This window comes from Streptomyces sp. CLV115 (assembly GCF_038448545.1).
Classification (GTDB): Bacteria; Actinomycetota; Actinomycetes; order Streptomycetales; family Streptomycetaceae; genus Streptomyces; species Streptomyces sanglieri.
The window spans coordinates 1-20,661 of record NZ_JBCEWQ010000098.1 but is presented as its reverse complement, the minus strand read 5'-3'; the positions used below and the strand labels follow the sequence as shown (position 1 = coordinate 20,661).

The following is a 20,661-nucleotide window of genomic DNA, read 5'->3' as shown; positions in this document are numbered from 1 at the left end:
GCGCGATCGTCCGGTGCAGCATAAGCGGCCCCACCGACATCGCTTCCACAGAGTTTTCACGGGTACTTCACGCCACGGTCCCGACGTCCGTCCCCGACGAGGGCGGGTGCATCCGCCGTCCGCGAAGGTCCGGCCCGCACGGCCGTCAAGGACACGGGCGGCCGACAGGCTCCGAACCACGAAGGCCGTCGGCACTCGCGCGGCCCGCCCCCGACGCCGCCGCATCCGGCAAAAGCAAAAGCCCCAGGTCACGGCGAGTGAGTCCTGAGGCTTCCACAGAGCCGCCTTCGGGATTCGAACCCGAGACCTACGCATTACGAGTGCGTTGCTCTGGCCAACTGAGCTAAGGCGGCACGCCCTGTCGCACCATGGTGCGATCAGCAGCGTCGCCAAGTCTACACAGTTTCCGGGGGTGCTCCGTACCAGCCTCGCTCCGGGCCGTTTTCGCAGGTCAGCAACGTTGCGGGGTGATCAGGAGCACTTCTTGCCCTCCGTCGGCGGGGTGCCCTCCAGGAGGTAGGTGTTGATCGCCGAGTCGATGCAGTCGCTGCCGCGGCCGTACGCCGTGTGGCCGTCGCCCCGGTAGGTGAGGAGGGTGCCCGAGGAGAGCTGGCCGGCCAGGGACTGGGCCCACTTGTACGGGGTGGCCGGGTCGCGGGTGGTGCCGACCACCACGATCGGGGCCGCGCCCTTCGCCTCGATGCGGTGCGCGGTGCCGGTGGGCGGGACCGGCCAGTCGGCGCAGTTCAGGGCGGCCCAGGCGAAGGCCTTGCCGAAGACCGGGGAGGCCTTCTCGAAGCTGGGGACGGCCCGGGTGACGGCCTCGGCGTCGGCGAAGGCGGGCGGCTGGTCCAGGCAGTTCACGGCGGCGTTGGCGAACATGAGGTTGGCGTACGTGCCGTTCGGCCGGCGCTCGTAGTAGCTGTCCGACAGGGCCAGGAGGCCGGAGCCGTCGCCCTTCTGCGCGGCGGTGAGGGCCTCGCGGAGCTGGGGCCAGGCCGACTCGTCGTACATGGCGGCGATGACCCCGGTCGTCCCCAGCGATTCGGTGAGCCTGCGGGACTCCCCGGTGGCGATCGGCCGGGCGTCGAGGTCGGCGAAGAGCCGCTTCAGCCGGGTGGCGGCATCGGCGGTCGAGGTGGTGCCGAGCGGGCAGTCCGCCTTCTTCACACAGTCGGCGGCGAAGGCCTGGAACGCGGTCTCGAAGCCCGCCGTCTGGTCGCGGTTCAGCGCGACGGCGTCGAGCGACGGGTCCATCGCGCCGTCCAGGACCAGCCGGCCGACCCGGGCCGGGAAGAGTCCCGCGTACGTCGCGCCGAGGAAGGTTCCGTACGACGCCCCGACGTAGTGCAGCCGCTCGTCACCGAGCAGGGCTCGCAGCATGTCCATGTCACGGGCGGTCTCGACGGTGGAGACATGGGGCAGGATCTCGCCGGAGCGCTTCTCGCAGCCGTTCGCGAACTGCTTGTACGCGTCGCCCAGGTCGGTGACCTCGGCCGCGTCGTCCGGGGTCTGGTCGACCTGGGTGTACGCGTCCATCTGCGGACCGGTGAGGCACACGACGGGCTCGCTGCGGGCCACTCCGCGCGGGTCGATGGCGACCATGTCGTACCGGGCCCGGACCTGGGCCGGGTAGCCGACGGCCGCGTAGCTCTGGAGATATTCGATGGCCGACCCGCCGGGGCCGCCCGGGTTCACCAGGAGGGAGCCGATCCGCTCGCCGGGACCGGTGGCCTTCTTGCGGGCGACGGCCAGCCTGATCTCGCCACCGTCCGGCTTCTTGTAGTCCAGCGGCGCCTTCATCGTGCTGCACTGGAACCCCTCGACGCCGCAGTCCCGCCACTCAAGTTTCTGCGCGTAGTACGACTTGAGCCCGGCGGGGACCGCCGACCCGGACGACGCGGGCGAGGTGGACGGCGAGGTGCTCGTCGAACTGCCGCTGCTGCAGCCGGAGATGAGAAGGCCGGCGGTGCCGAGCGTGGTGGCGAGAATCCGGAGCGAGCGCCTGGTGTTCATCCTCGGAGCGTAGTCGCCATGTGACGACTCGCCCGATTCGCTCCCCGTACGGGTGAACGCACGATCATGAATGAGCGATCGTGAACGGGGTGATTCGGGTGTGTGGGCGGGGTTGGCGGGTCGGCCCCGGAGTCAGCCCGCGCGCAGGGCCATCGTCATCGCCTCCACCGCGAGCAGCGGCGCCACGTTGCGGTCCAGCGCCCGGCGGCAGGCGATCACCGCCTCTATCCGGCGCAGGGTGCGTTCGGGCGTGGAGGAACGGGCGACGCGGTCGAGCGCGTCCTGGGCGTCCGCGTTGGCGATGGCGATCCCCGAGCCCAGCTGGATGGCCAGTACGTCACGGTAGAAACCGGTCAGATCGGTGAGCGCCAGATCGAGGCTGTCGCGCTGCGTACGCGTCTTGCGGCGCTTCTGCCGGTCCTCCAGCTCCTTCATCACGCCCGCGGTACCCCGTGGCAGCCGTCCCCCGGCGGCGGCGCCGAGCGCGGCCTTCATCTCCTCCGTCTCCTTGACGTCGACCTCCTCGGAGACCTGCTTGGCGTCGTCGGTGGCGGTGTCGATCAGCTCCTGGGCGGCCTTGAGGCAGCCCCCGATGTCCTCGACCCGCAACGGGAGCTTGAGCACGGCGGCGCGGCGCGAGCGGGCCCGCTCGTCGGTGGCGAGGCGGCGGGCCCTGCCGATGTGGCCCTGCGTGGCCCGGGCGGCGGACGCGGCCCGCTCCGGGTCGATGCCGTCACGCCTGATCAGGACGTCGGCGACCGCGTCGACCGGGGGCGTGCGCAAGGTGAGGTGGCGGCAGCGGGAGCGGATGGTGGGCAGCACGTCTTCGAGGGAGGGTGCGCAGAGCAGCCACACCGTGCGGGGCGCGGGCTCCTCGACCGCCTTCAGCAGTACGTTCCCGGCGCCCTCGGTGAGCCGGTCGGCGTCCTCCAGGACGATGACCTGCCAGCGGCCGACGGCCGGGGAGAGCTGGGCGCGGCGGACCAGCTCGCGGGTCTCCTTCACACCGATGGAGAGCAGGTCCGTGCGGACCACCTCCACGTCGGCGTGCGTACCGATGAGGCTGGTGTGGCAGCCGTCGCAGAAGCCGCAGCCGGGTGCTCCGCCCAGGGCGCGGTCGGGGCTGGTGCACTGGAGGGCGGCGGCGAAGGCCCGGGCGGCGGTGGAACGGCCCGAGCCCGGAGGGCCCGTGAACAGCCAGGCGTGGGTCATCTTCGACCCCGGCGGTACCGGCTCCCCCGCCGAATGGGCGGTGACCAGCGCATCGGCGTCCCGGGCGGCGGCACCGAGCTGCTCCTGCACCCGGTCCTGGCCGACCAGGTCGTCCCATACGGTCATGGGTCGCCGCCCTTCCTGCACGTCGCTGCTCGTTGTTGCCGGTGCTGCTTGCTCGCACCCGGTCGCTGCCCGCTGTTGCCGGTCGCTGCTTGCTGTTGCCGGTCGCTGCTTGCTTGCTGCTGCCCGTCGATCCGGATGCCGATGCCCCGATCCGACTCCCATTGTGGGGGACGGGTCTGACAATCCCGGCAACAAGGCACCCCGGCCGCCGGGACCTGCTGCCAGGACCGGCCGCCGGGACGGAACTGCCCGGCGGCCGGCACGGATCAGCGGCGCGGGCGGCGTCCCCGGCCCGAGCGGCCCGGGCCCCCGTCGTCCTGCTGGTCGCCGTGGTCGCCCAGCAGCTCGTCCGCCAGCGTCGGCAGATCGTCCAGCGGGGTCTCCTCGGCCCAGTCGGGACGGGGCCGCCGGCCACCGGAGCGCTCCTGGTGCTCCGCATGCTGCCGGCCGTCCCAGCCGCCGACCTGCGGAAGCTCGCGGGTGCGCTCGTTCTCGCTCTCCGGAGCGGAGGCCGCCGGGCGCTCGTCGCGGAACATGCCCCGCGGAATCCGGTCCGTCGGATCCGTGTCCCGTACCGGAGGAAGCACCGTCGTCTCGTCGGCGGCACCCGCGGCACCCGCGCCGCCGGACCGGCCGGAGCCGCCCGGAAGGTCGTGGATCCTGGGGATCATCTTCGTCTCGTCCTCGTCCGAGGAGGAGGGAGAGGACGGCGACGCGGACGAGGACGAGCCGTCCGGCGCGGGCACCTGCTGCGTCACATCGTTCGGGTTGACGATCGGCGTCGGCACCGTGATCTCGTTCTCCGGCACGGAGGCCGCCGCGGCGGCCTCCGCCCGGGCCTTCTCCGCCGCCGCGGCGGCCTCGGCCTCGGCACGCCGACGGGCCTCCTCGGCGCGCAGCAGTGCTTCCTCCGCCTTGCGCTGCTTCTCCAGCCGCTGGGCCTCGGCCTCCTTGCGCAGCCGCGCCTCCTCCTCGGCCTGCCTGCGCAGCCTGGCCTGCTCGGCCTCGCGGGCCGCCTCCTCGGCCTCCCGCCGGACCCGCTCCTCCTCGGCCACCCGGCGCGCTTCCTCGGCCCGCTGCCGGGCCTCCTCCGCCTGGCGTTCGGCCTCGCGCCGGCGCGCTTCCTCCAGCTCGCGGGCCTTGCGCTCCTCCTCCTCGGCTCGGAGCTTGGCGAGCTGTTCCTGCCGCTCGCGCTCCAGCCGCTCCTCCTCGGCCTTGCGGGCGGCCTCTTCCTCCGCCTTGCGCCTGGCCTCCTCCTCGGCGGCCTTGCGCGCCTCCTCCTGGGCCTTGATCTCGGCCTCGGAGAGGGGCAGGAGCCGGTCGAGCCGGTGACGTACGACCGTGGTGATCGACTCCGGGTCCTGGCCCGCGTCCACGACCAGGTAGCGGGTCGGGTCGGCGGCGGCCAGGGTCAGGAAGCCGGACCGCACCCGGGCGTGGAACTCCGGCGGCTCGGACTCCAGCCGGTCGGGGGCCTCGGTGAACCGTTCCCGCGCGGTCTCCGGGTCCACGTCCAGCAGCACCGTCAGATGCGGAACGAGCCCGCTCGTCGCCCAGCGCGAGATCCGGGCGATCTCGGTCGGGGAGAGGTCGCGGCCCGCGCCCTGGTAGGCGACGGACGAGTCGATGTAGCGGTCGGAGATGACGATCGCGCCGCGTTCCAGCGCCGGGCGGACGACCGAGTCGATGTGCTCGGCGCGGTCGGCGGCGTACAGCAGCGCCTCGGCCCGGTTGGACAGCCCGGCCGACGAGACGTCGAGCAGGATCGAGCGCAGCCGCTTGCCGACCGGTGTCGCGCCCGGCTCGCGGGTGACGACGACCTCGTGGCCCTTGGCGCGGATCCAGTCGGCAAGCGCCTCGACCTGGGTGGACTTGCCGGCGCCGTCGCCGCCCTCCAGGGCGATGAAGAAACCGGTCGCGGCGGGGGCGACCGCCGGGTCGCCGCCGCGCAGCGCCTCGCGCAGATCGCGGCGCAGCGGTACGCCGGAGCGGTCGTCCGTCCTGGCGAGGACGATCACGGCGACGGGCAGCAGCAGCGCGCCGATCAGCATCAGGGCGAAGGCCGCGCCGCCGTGCTCGAAGACGAAGTCGCCCGAGCCCAGCCGGTGGGCGCCGATCGCGGCGGCCAGCAGCGGGCCCGCGAGCGCGCCGAGCGCGATGAGGACCCGTACGACGGCCTGGAGGTGCTCGGTGGTCCTGGCCCGGCGGAACTCCTCGGTCTCCTGGTCGACCAGGACATGACCGGTGTGGGCGGCGACGCCCGCGGCGTATCCGGCCAGCACCGCGATCATCAGCACGGTCGCCGTGTCCGGCACCAGGCCCATGGCGAGCAGTGCGAGACCGGTGACGGCGGTCGCCAGCGAGAGCAGCCGGCGCCGCGACAGGGTTGGCAGCACCTTCCCCGCGGTCCGGATGCCGACGCCGGTGGCGCCGGTCAGGCCGAGGACCAGCAGGGCGAAGGTGGCCGGTCCGCCGCCCAGGTCGGCGGCGTGCAGCACCGACACGGCGGCGGCCGCGGCGATGGCCCCGGCGACCGCGGCCGATGCGCCGACGACCAGCGGGACGGATCCGGTGCGGCCCTTGTCGGGTCCGCCGCCCGCCGACGGGCGCCGCAGGCCCTCCAGCGGCGAGCGCGGGCGCGGGGTCTGCGTACCGGGCAGTTCCAGGAAGTACAGGGTGGAGATCGATGCCGAGAACAGCCCGGCCGCGACGTACGAGCCGAGGGCCGCCTGGTGGATCGAGAACCATTCCAGGCCCGATCCCAGCAGGTTGCCGACGAGAGTGGCGATCAGCAGGGCGAGGGCCGCGGCCGGGATCGCGGCGAAGTCGGTACGTACGGAGAGCCGGCGCAGTGCGTCGAGGTGGTCGGGCAGCGGGCGCACCGCGGCGCCCTCGGGGGGCGGGGCGGGCAGCAGCGCGGGGGCGGCGCCGTCCTTGGCGACCGTCCACAGGCGTTCGGCCGCGCCGGTGACGAAGACGGTGATCAGGATCATCATGAGTGCCCGCTCGGGCATCCAGTCGATCCACAGGGGCGCGACGACCAGCAGCGCCAGCCGCAGTCCGTCCGTCCCGATCATCAGCCACCGCCGGTCCAGCGGTCCGCCGGGCGCGGTGAGCGTCGTCAGCGGCCCCAGGAGTACGGCTCCGAAGAGCAGGGTGGCAAGGATCCGGGCACCGAACACCGCGGCAACGGCAAAGGCCGCACCTCGGTACCCGGCTCCGAATGAGCCCTCAAGGACCGCCGCTTGCAGCGACATCAGCACCAGCACGAGAAGGGCGAGTGCATCGCCGGTACTGCCGACGAGCTGCGCGCTCCACAACCGCTTCAGCGGGGGAACACGCAACAGGGCTCGTACGGCGCGCTCGCGTGAGTCTGCGGCAAGTGTGTCGGAGGTGGGGCTCACGACCGTTGGCTGCTCGGCTCGCGTCATCCGCCCAGCCTATCCGGAGCCATGGGGTCCCCGGAGGCCCCGTCCGAACATATGGGCGCCCGGACCTTCCCGGCGCTGCCCTGCCCTCCGGCGGAGCCCCGGTCAGGAGCCACCGCGCGCGCCATCACTCACCCACGTACGCCCGCGTACGCCCTTGTATGCGCAAACGCCGGAGGGGGCCGGAACTGCCCGGCCCCCTCCGGCGTGCTCGACACATACGGCCGACGCGTACGGTCAGTCCTCCACGGACGCCGCGGTCGCCGTCTTCTTGGCGGCCGTCGCCTTCTTGGCGGCCGTCGTGGTCTTCTTCGCGGTCGTCGTCTTCTTCGCCGCGGTCTTCTTGGCGGTCGCCGTGGTCTTCTTGGCGGCCGTCTTCTTCGCGGTCGCCTTCTTGGCCGGGGCCTTCTTCGCCGTCTTCTTCTTGGCGGGCCCCTTGGCACGCTTCTCGGCGAGCAGCTCGTAGCCGCGCTCCGGCGTGATGTCCTCGACGCTGTCGGCGGTCCGCAGCGTGGCGTTGGTCTCGCCGTCGGTGACGTAGGCGCCGAAGCGGCCGTCCTTGACCACGACCGGGGCCCCGCTCACCGGGTCCGTGCCCAGCTCCTTCAGCGGCGGCTTGGCCGCGGCCCGGCCGCGCTGCTTGGGCTGCGCGTAGATCGCGAGGGCCTCTTCGAGCGTGATGTCGAAGAGCTGGTCCTCGGAAGTGAGCGAACGCGAGTCCGTGCCCTTCTTCAGATACGGGCCGTAGCGGCCGTTCTGCGCGGTGATCTCGACACCCTCGGCGTCCTCGCCGACGACCCGCGGCAGCGACATCAGCCTGAGCGCGTCGGCCAGCGTCACCGTGTCCAGGGACATGGTCTTGAAGAGCGAGGCGGTCCGCGGCTTCACCGCGTTCTTGCCGGTCTTCGGCGTGCCCTCGGGCAGTACCTCGGTGACGTACGGACCGTAGCGCCCGTCCTTGGCGATGATCTGGTTCCCGGAGACCGGGTCCGCGCCGAGCTCGAAGTCGCCGCTCGGCTTGGCCAGCAGCTCCTCCGCGTACTCGACGGACAGCTCGTCGGGCGCCAGGTCCTCCGGCACGTCCGCGCGCTGGTGGCCCTCGGCGTCCTTCTCACCGCGCTCGATGTACGGGCCGTAGCGGCCGACCCGGAGCTTGATGTCGTTGCCGACGGGGAACGAGGAGATCTCGCGGGCGTCGATCGCGCCGAGGTCGGTGACGAGCTCCTTCAGACCGCCTAGGTGGTCGCCGTCGCCGTTGCCCGCGTCGGAGGCCGCCCCCGCACCGGCCGTGTCGTCGTCGCCCGCGCCGAAGTAGAAGCGCTTGAGCCACGGCACGGACTGGGCCTCACCGCGTGCGATGCGGTCGAGGTCGTCCTCCATCTTCGCGGTGAAGTCGTAGTCGACGAGCCGGCCGAAGTGCTTCTCCAGCAGGTTGACCACGGCGAAGGAGAGGAACGACGGGACGAGCGCCGTGCCCTTCTTGAAGACGTAGCCGCGGTCCAGGATCGTGCCGATGATCGACGCGTACGTCGACGGGCGGCCGATCTCGCGCTCTTCCAGCTCCTTGACCAGCGAAGCCTCGGTGTAGCGGGCCGGCGGCTTGGTGGCGTGGCCGTCGACCGAGAGCTCCTCGGCGGACAGCGCGTCGCCCTCGGCGACCTGCGGCAGGCGCCGCTCGCGGTCGTCGAGCTCGGCGTTCGGGTCGTCGGCGCCCTCGACGTACGCCTTCATGAAGCCGTGGAAGGTGATCGTCTTGCCGGACGCGGAGAACTCGGCGTCCCGGCCGTCGCTCGCCCGGCCGCCGATCTTGACGGTGACCGAGTTGCCGACCGCGTCCTTCATCTGGGAGGCGACGGTCCGCTTCCAGATCAGCTCGTAGAGCCGGAACTGGTCACCGGTCAGGCCGGTCTCGGCGGGGGTGCGGAAGCGGTCGCCGGAGGGGCGGATCGCCTCGTGCGCCTCCTGCGCGTTCTTGACCTTCCCGGCGTACGTGCGCGGCTTGTCCGGCAGGTAGTCGGACCCGTACAGCTGCGTGACCTGCGCCCGGGCCGCGGAGACCGCGGTGTCCGAGAGGGTCGTGGAGTCGGTACGCATGTAGGTGATGAAGCCGTTCTCGTACAGCTTCTGCGCGACCTGCATGGTGGCCTTGGCCCCGAAGCCCAGCTTGCGGCTCGCCTCCTGCTGGAGGGTCGTCGTACGGAAGGGGGCGTACGGGGAGCGGCGGTACGGCTTCGACTCGACGGACCGGACGGCGAACGAGGAGTCGGCGAGCGCGGCGGCCAGGGCGCGGGCGTTCGTCTCGTCCAGGTGCAGTGTCTGGCCGGAGGCGGACTTCAGCTGCCCGTCCGGACCGAAGTCACGGCCCTGGGCGATGCGCCGGCCGTCGACCGCGCTGAGGCGGGCGGTGAGGTTCGACGGGTCGGAGGCGTCACCGGTTCGGCCGGTGGCGAAGGTGCCGGTGAGGTCCCAGTACTCGGCGGAGCGGAAGGCGATGCGCTCGCGCTCACGCTCGACGACGAGCCGGGTCGCCACGGACTGGACACGGCCGGCCGACAGGCGCGGCATGACCTTCTTCCACAGGACCGGCGAGACCTCGTAGCCGTAGAGGCGGTCGAGGATACGGCGGGTCTCCTGGGCGTCGACCATGCGCTGGTTGAGCTCGCGCGGGTTGGCCACGGCGGCCCGGATCGCGTCCTTGGTGATCTCGTGGAAGACCATCCGGTGGACCGGGACCTTGGGCTTCAGGACTTCCTGCAGGTGCCACGCGATGGCTTCGCCCTCGCGGTCCTCATCGGTGGCGAGGAAGAGTTCATCGGATTCGGCCAGCAGCTGCTTGAGCTTCCTGACCTGCGCCTTCTTGTCCGCGTTGACGACATAGACGGGCTGGAAGTCGTGCTCGACGTCGACGCCGAGCCGGCGGACCTCGCCGGTGTACTCGTCCGGAACCTCTGCGGCGCCGTTCGGCAGGTCGCGGATGTGCCCGACGCTCGCCTCGACGACGTATCCGGGGCCGAGGTAGCCCTTGATCGTCTTCGCCTTGGCAGGCGACTCGACGATGACGAGTCGGCGGCCGCCCTGTGCGGTCTCGCTGGTCGGGGACAACTTCGCTCTTCTCTCCGGTCGACGCTCGGTGGGCATCCGGGCAGCGCGATGACGCTGCCGAAGGTGCTGTCGCTGCGGAGTGTGACGGTACAACCCGCCCCCGTGTCAAACGGCAAAAGCCCGCAACGGCCACTCGAACGGTAACCCGACTTCCGCCATTCCTGCCGCCCGGACCGCCCGGTCCGCCGTGCGCGCGGTCACTGCCTGCGGGTTTCCGGGTGCTGTGGCGGCGCCGCGGGCGTCGATGGCGGGCTCCGTACGGTCCGGGCGTGTTCCTGGCCACTGTCCGCCCCGCGCCGCCGGTTTCCCGGCAGGGCCGGCAGGACCCCCGGGGCGGGTGGGCGACCGATCGGGCCGGGCCCCGGGGCGCGGGTCCGACCGGGCCTGTGAGCGGTGGATCGGGGCAATGGATCAGATACGGGTGAAGCACCACACACCGAGGACGAGAAAAAGTACGCCGAACACAGTGGCGAGCGCGGCGGAGGCGACGGGGCTCACGCCGTGCGCCACCGGCGCGCGATGCAGCACACGCGCCCCCGTCCACAGCAGCAGCGCGGCACCGAACAGCGCGAACGCCGATCCGGCGAAGATCGCTGGTCCGCTCTCCATGCCGTACGCCTCCCTGTCCCTGCCCGGGCCGGGGCGTGTGCCGTCCGGCCAGGGGGAGGCTGCCACCCCGGGGCATCGGCCATGCGAACCCCGGGTGAATGGCCGGTTCCACCGGCTCCCCGGTGACGCCGCCCGGAGCACCACCGGGTTCCTGGCGGCGTCCCATCCGGAATCCGCCCTCTCCGCGAGGCACCGCCGACGGCGAGCCCGATTCCGCTGCTCGCGGGGCCCCTCCTTACCTACGGCGGTACGTACCCGACCGGAACGGGAACGGAGACCTGGGCGGGGCTGGACGGGGCTGGACGGACAGCTGAACGAACAATCGGGCCGGCGATCGGGCCGGCGATCGGGGCGGCAATCAGGCAAGCGAGCGGGCGAGCCGACCGGCGAGCGATCAGCCCGCCGGAGGCGCCGGCTCCAGGAAGCCCTCCTCGACCAGCAGCCGGATCGCCTGCGGCGTCCGGTCGCGCAGCAGCACCGGGTCCTCGTTCATCAACTGGGCGATCGCGTCCAGGATCCGGCCCGCAGGCAGCGTCCCGTCGCACACCCCCGCGAAGCCGGCGCCCACGGCATCGACCTTCGTCGCGCGCCGCATGCCCCGGTTCTGACGGAGCACCACGTGTTCCGGATCCTCCGCGCCGGGCAGGCCGACCTGTTCCTGCACCACCTCGGCCGCCAGGATGAAGTGCCCGGCCAGAAGCGCCGCGTCGTCCTGCTCTCGGAGGTAGTCCTGACGGGCGAAGTGGGCCTCGACGGCCGGTCCGAGCGGCTGCTCCACCGCGTGCGGCCACTCCTCGATCACTACCGACGGATTGCCCGCGGCGGCTGCGGCGGACTTGCGCAGGGTGATCCAGCCGAAGCCGACACCCTTGGTCTTACGGGCCTCGAACTCGTCCAGCCAGGCGTCGTACCGCGCGGCGTACTCGGCGGGGTCCGTGCGGTGGTCCCCGCTGTCGCGAAGCCACAGCTCCGCGTACTGCGTGACGTCCTGGACCTCGCGCTGCACGATCCAGGCATCGCAGCCGAACGGAACCCAGGAGCTCAGCCGGCTCTGCCAGTCCTCGCCCTCGACGTGCTGCCAGTTGGCGAGGAAGTGGGCGTATCCGCCCTCGTTCAGCCGGTCGCCCGTCTGCTGCACCAGGGTCCGGCACAGGTCGTCACCGCCCATGCCGCCGTCGCGGTAGGTGAGCCGGGCGCCGGGCGAGATGACGAACGGGGGGTTGGAGACGATCAGGTCGTACGTCTCGGTGCCGACCGGTTCGTACAAGGAGCCCTGGCGCAGCTCGGCCGGGGCTACTCCGGACAGCGCGAGGGTCAGCCGGGTGAAGTCCAGCGCGCGCGGGTTGAGGTCGGTGGCCGTGACCCGGGAGGCGTGCTGCGAGGCGTGCAGCGCCTGGATGCCGGAGCCGGTGCCGACATCCAGCGCGGAAGCGACCGGCGTACGGACGGTGATCCCGGCGAGCGTGGTGGACGCCCCGCCGACACCCAGGACCACACCCTCCTCGCGCGATCCGATGCCGCCGGCGCCGCCGACGGCGCAGCCCAGGTCGGAGACGATGTACCAGTCCTGCCCCTCGGGCCCGCTGTACGGCCGTACGTCGACCGTGGCCCGCACCTCGTCGCCGACGCGGGTCACCCAGCCGTCCTCGGCGCACTCGGACAGCGGGAGCGCGGCGGCGGCCCGCTCGTACGGCACCGGCTGCTGGAGCAGGAAGAGCCGCACCAGCGTGTCGAGCGGGGCGTCGCCCCGGGTGGCACGGAGCGCCGGGACCGTCTCGCTGCGGGCGAGCGCGGCGTAGGCGGGCGCACCGAGCAGGTCGAGGAGCCCGTCCGCGGTGAAGGCGGCGGCGAGCAGGGCTTCGCGGAGCCGGGGCGAACGGTCGGGCGCGGGGAGGCTGGTCGTACTCACCCACCCATTGTGGCCGCTGCCACCGACAACGGCAGCGGCCCGGCGCCCATCGGGGCGGCCGGGCCGCTGTACTGCACGTCGGCCGCACTGCACGTCAGCCGGTGTGGCCGGCCGCTCCAGCACATCGGCCACGCGTCACAGCAGCCGCATGTCGCTCCACCGGCGCGCGGCAACAGCCGGGTATCACCGGAGCCGCTGCCGCCAGGTCACGCCTTCTTGCTGGGCGAGGCGGCCGGTTCCTTGGACGGCTCGGTGGGGGTCTTCGGCGGCGTCGAGGCCGTCGGCTTCTGGCAGCCCTTCTGCTTGGCCATCGCCGTGCCGACCTCGCCGGACTGAAGCTTCTTCAGCGCCTCGTCACCACTGGTGCTGATCTTGTTCAGCTCGTCCGCGATGCCCTTGAGACCGTCGGCGAACTTCGCCTGGTCCTTCGTCTCCAGCGCGTCGACCTTCTTCTGAAGGTTCCCGTACGCCGCGGAGGAGGCGTTGAGTTCCTTCACGGCCTCCTTGTGCGTTTCCTCACCGCCGTCGACCGGCGGCGCGCCCGCGGAGTCGACGGCCGCGCCCAGTGCCTTGTACGCCTGCGAGATCTGCTGGAAGGCGGCCGAGTCGGTCTTCTGGACGTCGGCGGGCTTGCTGTTGTCCGCGGTCTGCTGCTGGATGGCGGCGTTGGCGTTCGCGATCTTCTGGAGCTGGGGCTGGACCTGGTCGCAGACCTTCTTCGCCCAGTCGTTCACCTTGTCGCTGTTGTCGTCACTGCTGCAGCCCGACAGCGTAAGTACCAGTACCGCACCGCCGGACAGTGCGGCCGCAAGCTTCTTGTTCACCGGATCGGTCCCTTCCAAGGCTCTCGGCCCCGGAACTTACACGGCAAGCGCCCTCCGGCCGGGCGCCGGGCGTCCGATGAGTAGCTTTTTGCAGCCATTTGCACCAAGGGAAATGAGGGAGATGCCACTCACCCACACAGCCCTCGCCGCTCTGGAACACACGCACGAACAAACACACGAACGGCGTACGGATCGAGTACGGATCGCGTACGGATCGACGCCGAGACGGGCAGCCGCGCGACATGCGAGCGGGCGGACGACACATCAGAATGCGTCGCCCGCCCGGTCATTGCGCCGAGGCCGACTACGTGCCACCGTCCGCCCGTTCCGCCCACCGAGCCGGGGACGGGACTGCGTTCCGCCCGCCGAGCCGGGGGACGGACCGACCGAGCCGGGCTCGGAGTACAGGGGCACCGCCCGGCCCCGGCCGTTGGTTCACGAAACGGCCGCCTGGCCCGGCGACTTGGCCGGCGCGTCCCCGCCTCCGTCCCCGTCGCCGGAATCCTCGTCGCCCACCGCGATTCCCCGCCGCTTGGACACATGGACCGCGCCGACGATGACCGCGACGGCGAGCGCCGCCACCACCGCGCGCACTCCGGCGCTCGCGTCCTGCCCGTAGCTGAACTGCACCACCGCCGGGGCGATGAGCAGGGCGACCAGGTTCATCACCTTGAGCAGGGGGTTGATCGCCGGGCCGGCCGTGTCCTTGAAGGGGTCGCCGACCGTGTCGCCGATGACGGTCGCGGCATGGGCCTCGCTGCCCTTGCCGCCGTGGTGACCGTCCTCGACGAGTTTCTTGGCGTTGTCCCACGCACCACCGGAGTTGGCGAGGAAGACCGCCATCAGGGTGCCGGTCCCGATGGCACCCGCGAGATAGGAGCCGAGCGCTCCGACGCCGAGCGTGAACCCGACGGCGATCGGTGCCAGGACGGCCAGCAGACCGGGCGTGGCGAGTTCGCGCAGGGCGTCCTTGGTGCAGATGTCGACCACACGCCCGTACTCCGGCTTCTCTTTGTGGTCCATGATCCCGGGGTGCTCGCGGAACTGCCGCCGCACCTCGTAGACCACGGCCCCGGCGGACCGCGACACCGCGTTGATCGCCAGCCCGGAGAAGAGGAAGACGACCGCGGCACCGAGGATCAGGCCCACCAGGTTGTTGGGCTGCGAGATGTCCAGACTGAGCGTCATCTCACCGGCCTTGGCGCCCACGTCGTCGACCGCCGTGGCGATCGCGTCGCGGTACGAACCGAAGAGCGCCGACGCCGCCAGAACCGCGGTGGCGATGGCGATGCCCTTGGTGATGGCCTTGGTGGTGTTGCCGACGGCGTCCAGGTCGGTGAGGACCTGCGCGCCGGCGCCCGTGACGTCACCGGACATCTCGGCGATGCCCTGTGCGTTGTCCGAGACCGGGCCGAAGGTGTCCATGGCGACGATGACACCGACGGTGGTGAGCAGCCCGGTCCCCGCCAGGGCCACCGCGAAGAGCGCCAGCATGATCGACGTACCGCCGAGCAGGAACGCCCCGTAGACGCCCAGACCGATCAGCAGCGCCGTGTAGACGGCGGACTCCAGACCGATGGAGATGCCGGCGAGCACGACGGTGGCCGGGCCGGTCAGCGAGGACTTGCCGATGTCCCTGACGGGACGCCTGCTCGTCTCGGTGAAGTACCCGGTCAGCTGCTGGATCAGGGCGGCCAGCACGATGCCGATGGCGACGGCGACCAGGGCGAAGATCCGCGGGTCGCCACCGTGCGAGGTGATGGCGCCGTCGGTGACACCGTCCAGGTCCGCGTACGAGGACGGCAGGTAGACGAACACGCCCACGGCCACCAGCACCAGCGAGATCACCGCGGAGATGAAGAATCCGCGGTTGATCGCGGTCATTCCGCTGCGGTCGGTGCGTCGAGGAGCGACCGCGAAGATTCCGATCATCGCGGTGACCACGCCGATCGCCGGAACGATCAGTGGAAAGGCCAGTCCGGCGTCGCCGAAGGCGGCCTTGCCGAGGATGAGCGCGGCGACGAGTGTCACGGCGTACGACTCGAAGAGGTCGGCCGCCATTCCGGCGCAGTCACCGACGTTGTCGCCCACGTTGTCGGCGATGGTGGCGGCATTGCGCGGATCGTCCTCCGGGATGCCCTGCTCGACCTTGCCGACGAGGTCGGCGCCGACGTCCGCGGCCTTGGTGAAGATGCCGCCGCCGACCCTCATGAACATGGCGATCAGCGCGGCCCCGAGCCCGAAGCCCTCCAGGACCTTCGGGGCATCGGCGGCATAGGCGAGCACGACACAGGACGCGCCGAGCAGGCCGAGGCCCACGGTGATCATCCCGACCACGCCACCGGTACGAAAAGCGATCTTCGTCGCTCTGTGCGAAACAGCGGTGAGATCCTTTTCCGGCTCACCTTCCGCGGGAGTCGCCTCACGTGCAGCCGCAGCCACACGGACATTGCTGCGCACCGCAAGCCGCATCCCGATGTATCCGGTGGCCGCCGAGAAAAGCGCACCCACCAGGAAGAACAATGAACGGCCTGCGCGCTGTGACCAGTTGTCGGCCGGTAGCAGCAGAAGCAGGAAGAAGACCACGACGGCAAAGATGCCGACGGTGCGCAACTGCCGGGCCAGATAGGCATTCGCGCCTTCCTGGACGGCGGCCGCGATCTCCTTCATGCGGTCGGTGCCCTCGCCGGCCGCCAGCACCTGGCGCACCAGCAGCCTGGCGACGACCAGGGCAGCGAGGGCTACGACCGCGACGACGACCACGATGACGCGGTTGTCATGGGTGAGAACCGCGGCCGCCAGAGAAGTGGACCGGCCCGAAGGTGCGGAAAATGCGGAATCTTGCGCGGGTCCTGCCAGTGGGGTGTTGAAGAACTCCGCCATACGTCCTCCTTGACGCTCAGCGCTCAAGACGTGGACGGATTGTAGGGAGCGGGAGCTGATCAAAACAGTGCGCCGTAAAATGTAATTGACCTTCACCCGCCGATCGGTAAATGATCGCACCCCCGGACGGACCCGAATGCAGTAATGGGGCGGGCACATTTTCTGTAGATCATTGATCACGCATAAATAAAAAAGGCCCTGCTCAGCAGGGCCTCGAAAGACGGATCAAGAAATGGGCCGGGGAAACCGAGGTACGGGTTCGACCGGGCCGGGGCGGGCGGATCGGGGTGAGCGGCTCGGGCGGCGGACCGCCCACGAGGCATGCGGCGCCTGCGGTGCCTCAGGGAAGCGGCGTCACGGCAGCACGGTCGCGGGCGTCTTCGGCCAGCTCATGCGGATCACGCCGCCCTTGGCTCCCGATCTGACTTCCACATCATCGACGAGGCCGCTGATGACCGCGAGACCCATCTCGTCCTCGCCATCGGCGTCGCTCTCGTGATCCGGCCCATCGAGTCCCGCGCCGGGCGTGGCGCCGCGTGTCGCGGCGGCTCCGACCGGTCCTCCGAGGGCGGGGTCGTCCCCGGGGCCGGGCACCTCGTCGGCGACCTCGACGGAGAAGGACTTCTCCTCCTCGATCAGGGCGACGGAGACCGGTGCGGTGATGCCATGGCTGCGGTGCAGCCCGACAGCGCGGCTGCAGGCTTCACCGACGGCGAGTCTGACCTCGTCGAGCACGGCTTCGTCGACCCCTGCCCGGCGCGCCACGGCGGCCGCCACGAGGCGGGCCGTCCTGACGTGTTCGGGCTGGGCGCTGAAGCGGAGTTCAACGGTGGCCATGCGATCCCCCTCAGACGTACGGGCGTGCATCCCAGGGGCCCGGGCGCGCTGCCCGGCGTCCCTGCTCTTCTTCCAGATCCGGCGTTGAACCACCGGCACCGACGGGCCGACGGACTCCCGTCCGGCAGCCGGACCGCCCGCGAGCGGTCCGATCACCGAGCGAGCGGTCGCCGCACCAACGGGCGGAACGGAACAGAACCGCCCGAACGGCCGCGGCCGACAGCCCGTCGAACGACGGACCACCGACCGTCCGATCGGCCTGCCTCACGGCAATCGGCCGTCGGACACGCACGCGTCGCACCGGCCGCCTGGCGGGCCACCGGTGCGCCGGCCGCGCGCCGAGCCGGCCCTGGGCCGATCCGACCCGCGGACCGACCTCGGACCGACTGCCGGTCGGCAGCCGGCCGGTCGTCAGTCGGTGGCCGCAACGGCCTCGTCGACCGTGGTGTGAATCGGGAACACCTTGGTCAGGCCGGTGATCCGGAAGATCTTCAGAATGCGCTCCTGGTTGCAGACCAGGCGCAGCGAGCCCTCATGGGCCCGGACACGCTTCAGGCCACCCACGAGCACGCCGAGGCCGGTGGAGTCGAGGAAATCGACGCCTTCCATGTCGACAACCAGGTGGTAGCTGCCGTCATTCACCAACTCGACCAACTGCTCGCGCAGCTTGGGCGCGGTATACACATCAATCTCGCCACCGACCTCGACGACCGTACGGTCGCCACCAGGGCCGGACACATTGCGAGTCGACAAGGACAGGTCCACGGATCCTCCAGCACCTTGCTATCGAGCGGTCGCCCCTCGGTCTCCCCGGCGGAGCCAGGGAACGGATCGCCAGCCGCGATGGCATTCAATCACTTACCAGCAGCCATGCACGACGCCTTGGGGCCATTGTCCGTCACGCCAGTGACACACTCGGTGCCGATGGCCAAGAATCACCGCCCCAGTCGACCACCCGGGAACAGCGACACCAGCCACTCTCCCGCCATGGTCCTCGACCGGCTCGCCGCAGTGGCGGGCCGGTCCGCGCGCATCACTCATACGGAGCACTTGCCCCCGCGTGCGGGAACCCATGCCATCTGGCCCGATCGCATCCGGCCGGAAGTTGTCGCCGCGATCCGGAAGGCCGGAATCGAACATCCGTGGGCGCACCAGTCGGCTGCCGCCGAGCACGCCCTGGACGGCGAATCCGTGGTCATCGCCACCGGCACCGCGTCCGGCAAGTCGCTGGCCTACCTCGCCCCGGTCCTCAGCGCCCTGCTGGACGGCTCCGAGGCCCCGAACGGCCGTGGGGCCACCGCCCTGTACCTGGCGCCCACCAAGGCCCTGGCGGCCGACCAGAGGCGTGCCGTGAAGCAGCTCGCGGCGCCGCTCGGCAACGCCATCAGGCCTGCGGTCTACGACGGTGACACCCCGGTCGAGGAACGCGAGTGGGTGCGCCAGTACGCCAACTACGTCCTGACCAACCCCGACATGCTGCACCGCGGGATACTCCCGTCCCATCCCCGCTGGTCCTCCTTCCTTCGTGCCCTGCGCTTCGTCGTCATCGACGAGTGCCACACCTACCGCGGCGTCTTCGGCTCCCACGTCGCCCAGGTCGTACGCCGGCTCCGCCGCCTGTGCGCCCGTTACGGCGCCGACCCGGTCTTCCTCCTCGCCTCCGCCACCGCGGCGGAACCATCCGTCGCGGCCGGCCGCCTCACCGGCCTCCCGGTCAAGGAGGTCGCCGACGACTCCTCACCCCGCGGCGAGCTGGTCTTCGCGCTGTGGGAGCCGCCCCTGACCGAGCTGCACGGCGAGAAGGGCGCCCCCGTCCGCCGCACCGCCACCGCCGAGACCGCCGACCTCCTCACCGATCTCACCGTCCAGGGCGTCCGCTCGGTCGCCTTCGTGCGTTCCCGGCGTGGCGCCGAGCTGATCTCCGTCATCGCGAAGGAGCGCCTCGCCGAGGTGGACCGCTCGCTGCCGGCCAGGGTCGCCGCCTACCGCGGGGGCTACCTCCCCGAGGAACGCCGAGCCCTGGAGCGCGCCCTGCATTCCGGGGAACTGCTCGGACTGGCCGCCACCACCGCCCTCGAACTCGGCATCGACGTCTCCGGCCTGGATGCCGTCGTCATCGCCGGCTATCCCGGTACCAGGGCGTCGCTGTGGCAGCAGGCGGGCCGCGCCGGGCGCTCCGGCCAGGGCGCCCTGGCCGTCCTGGTGGCCCGCGACGACCCGCTGGACACCTTCCTCGTCCACCATCCCGAGGCGCTGTTCCAGCAGCCCGTGGAGTCGACCGTCCTGGATCCGGACAATCCGTACGTCCTCGCCCCCCATCTGTGCGCCGCCGCCGCAGAGCTCCCCCTCACCGCGCCCGACCTGGAGCTGTTCGGCCCGGCCGTGGCGGATCTGCTGCCGCAGCTGGAGGCCGCGAAGCTGCTCCGCAAGCGGGCATCGGGCTGGCACTGGACCCGCCGCGAGCGCGCCGCCGATCTCACCGACATCCGTGGCGAGGGCGGCCGCCCCGTCCAGATCGTCGAGGAGGGCACTGGCCGGCTGCTGGGCACCGTCGACGATTCGGCCGCGCACACCGCCGTCCACGAAGGTGCCGTCCACCTCCACCAGGGCCGCACCTACCTGGTCCGGAAGCTGGACCTGGAGGATTCGGTGGCCCTGGTCGAGGAAGCCGTCCCGCCGTACTCGACCACCGCCCGCGACACCACCTCCATCGCCGTCCTGGAGACCGACACCGAGATCCCATGGGGCGACGGGCGGCTCTGCTACGGCTCCGTGGAGGTCACCAGCCAGGTCGTCTCCTTCCTGCGCCGAAGGCTGATCACCGGCGAGGTCCTCGGCGAGACCAAACTGGACCTGCCGCCCCGCACCCTGCGTACCCGCGCCGTCTGGTGGACGGTCACCGAGGACCAGCTCGACGCCGCCCGCATCAACCCGGAGATCCTGGGCGGCGCCCTGCACGCCGCGGAGCACGCGTCGATCGGGATGCTGCCGCTCTTCGCCACCTGCGACCGGTGGGACATCGGTGGCGTCGCCGTGCCTCTGCACCCGGACACCCTGCTGCCCACGGTCTTCGTGTACGACGGCCACCCGGGCGGTGCCGGATTCGCCGAACGGGCCTTCCACACCGCCCGTGCCTGGCTGACCGCGACCCGCCAGGCGATCGCGTCCTGCGAGTGCGAGGCCGGCTGCCCTTCCTGCGTCCAGTCCCCCAAGTGCGGCAACGGCAACGAACCCCTGCACAAACGCGGCGCCGTACGGCTCCTCACCGAACTCCTCCGATACGCACCCCCGCCTCCCGGGGAGCCGAGCTCCGCGCCGCCTCCGGGCCCGGAGCAGGCCCCGGACGGAGAGGCGGGGGCGGAGGCAACGGCTCCGGAGCCCCGGAAGCAGCCGCCGGAGGACCGGCCCGGGACCTGACCGCCGGTGCGTAGGGCCCGAAATTCACCCGGGCCGTCACATCGGCGACCTCCCCGCTCACCGCGCACCGGATCACCACGGCCCCCTGCGCCGCGGCCACCTTCCCAGCGGCGTCACACGCCTCCCCAGGGCCCTGCAGGGCCCGGTCCGCCGCCGCCAGGGCCGCCAGGTCCGCCGCACCACCCGCCCTGTGCCGGACGGCCACCACCTGCCCGAGGGCCAGCACGACCGCGAACACCGCGCACAACGTGGCCGTGGTCATGGCCACCCACACCGTGGCCAGCCCCCTGTCCCCACC

11 protein-coding genes, 1 tRNA gene and 1 pseudogene are annotated in these 20,661 nt (G+C 71.5%); 1 reads left to right on the top strand and 12 read right to left on the bottom strand.

Going from position 1 to position 20,661, the window contains the following annotated elements; genetic code table 11:
- Window positions 1-279: 279 nt before the first annotated feature.
- The 11 genes from AADR41_RS27925 to AADR41_RS27875 all read right to left on the bottom strand — a co-directional run bounded on the left by AADR41_RS27925 (window position 280) and on the right by AADR41_RS27875 (window position 17,711).
- Window positions 280-353: transfer RNA gene (locus tag AADR41_RS27925), tRNA-Thr, on the bottom strand.
- A 118-nt stretch (window positions 354-471) separates the two neighbouring features.
- Window positions 472-2,016, bottom strand: a complete 1,545-nt coding sequence (locus AADR41_RS27920) for an alpha/beta hydrolase (RefSeq protein ID WP_342284169.1) — start codon at window positions 2,014-2,016, stop codon at window positions 472-474.
- Between the two features lie 132 nt (window positions 2,017-2,148).
- Window positions 2,149-3,354: a DNA polymerase III subunit delta' gene (locus tag AADR41_RS27915; RefSeq protein WP_342284168.1), complete on the bottom strand. Its 1,206-nt coding sequence runs from the start codon at window positions 3,352-3,354 to the stop codon at window positions 2,149-2,151.
- Window positions 3,355-3,620: 266 nt separating this feature from the next.
- Entirely contained in the window at window positions 3,621-6,785 is a 3,165-nt protein-coding gene (gene tmk / locus AADR41_RS27910) for a dTMP kinase (RefSeq protein ID WP_342284167.1), read from the bottom strand.
- Window positions 6,786-7,019: 234 nt separating this feature from the next.
- The gene (gene topA, locus AADR41_RS27905; RefSeq protein ID WP_342284166.1) at window positions 7,020-9,884 is read right to left on the bottom strand and encodes a type I DNA topoisomerase; all 2,865 of its coding nucleotides are present in this window, start codon (window positions 9,882-9,884) and stop codon (window positions 7,020-7,022) included.
- A 411-nt stretch (window positions 9,885-10,295) separates the two neighbouring features.
- Window positions 10,296-10,493, bottom strand: coding sequence for a hypothetical protein (locus AADR41_RS27900; RefSeq protein WP_124719537.1), 198 nt, complete (start codon window positions 10,491-10,493; stop codon window positions 10,296-10,298).
- A gap of 394 nt (window positions 10,494-10,887) precedes the next feature.
- Window positions 10,888-12,402 (bottom strand): class I SAM-dependent methyltransferase, encoded by a 1,515-nt coding sequence (locus tag AADR41_RS27895; RefSeq protein ID WP_342284165.1) that lies wholly within the window; start codon window positions 12,400-12,402, stop codon window positions 10,888-10,890.
- A gap of 206 nt (window positions 12,403-12,608) precedes the next feature.
- Entirely contained in the window at window positions 12,609-13,226 is a 618-nt protein-coding gene (locus AADR41_RS27890; protein WP_342284164.1) for a small secreted protein, read from the bottom strand.
- Window positions 13,227-13,661: 435 nt separating this feature from the next.
- Window positions 13,662-16,109, bottom strand: coding sequence for a sodium-translocating pyrophosphatase (locus tag AADR41_RS27885; RefSeq protein ID WP_342284163.1), 2,448 nt, complete (start codon window positions 16,107-16,109; stop codon window positions 13,662-13,664).
- Window positions 16,110-16,463: 354 nt separating this feature from the next.
- Window positions 16,464-16,946 carry an ATP-binding protein gene (locus AADR41_RS27880; RefSeq protein ID WP_342284162.1) on the bottom strand — a complete coding sequence of 161 codons (483 nt, stop codon included), beginning with the start codon at window positions 16,944-16,946 and terminating at the stop codon, window positions 16,464-16,466.
- Window positions 16,947-17,357: 411 nt separating this feature from the next.
- Window positions 17,358-17,711 carry an STAS domain-containing protein gene (locus AADR41_RS27875; RefSeq protein ID WP_003967428.1) on the bottom strand — a complete coding sequence of 118 codons (354 nt, stop codon included), beginning with the start codon at window positions 17,709-17,711 and terminating at the stop codon, window positions 17,358-17,360.
- Window positions 17,712-17,789: 78 nt separating this feature from the next.
- On the opposite strand from AADR41_RS27875, the gene AADR41_RS27870 reads away from it, so the two are divergent.
- The gene (locus AADR41_RS27870) at window positions 17,790-20,363 is read left to right on the top strand and encodes a DEAD/DEAH box helicase (RefSeq protein ID WP_342284161.1); all 2,574 of its coding nucleotides are present in this window, start codon (window positions 17,790-17,792) and stop codon (window positions 20,361-20,363) included.
- Between the two features lie 40 nt (window positions 20,364-20,403).
- On the opposite strand, the pseudogene AADR41_RS27865 reads toward AADR41_RS27870, so the two are convergent.
- Window positions 20,404-20,625, bottom strand: a pseudogene (locus AADR41_RS27865) (Rv3654c family TadE-like protein); the annotation flags it as partial.
- Window positions 20,626-20,661: the final 36 nt, after the last annotated feature.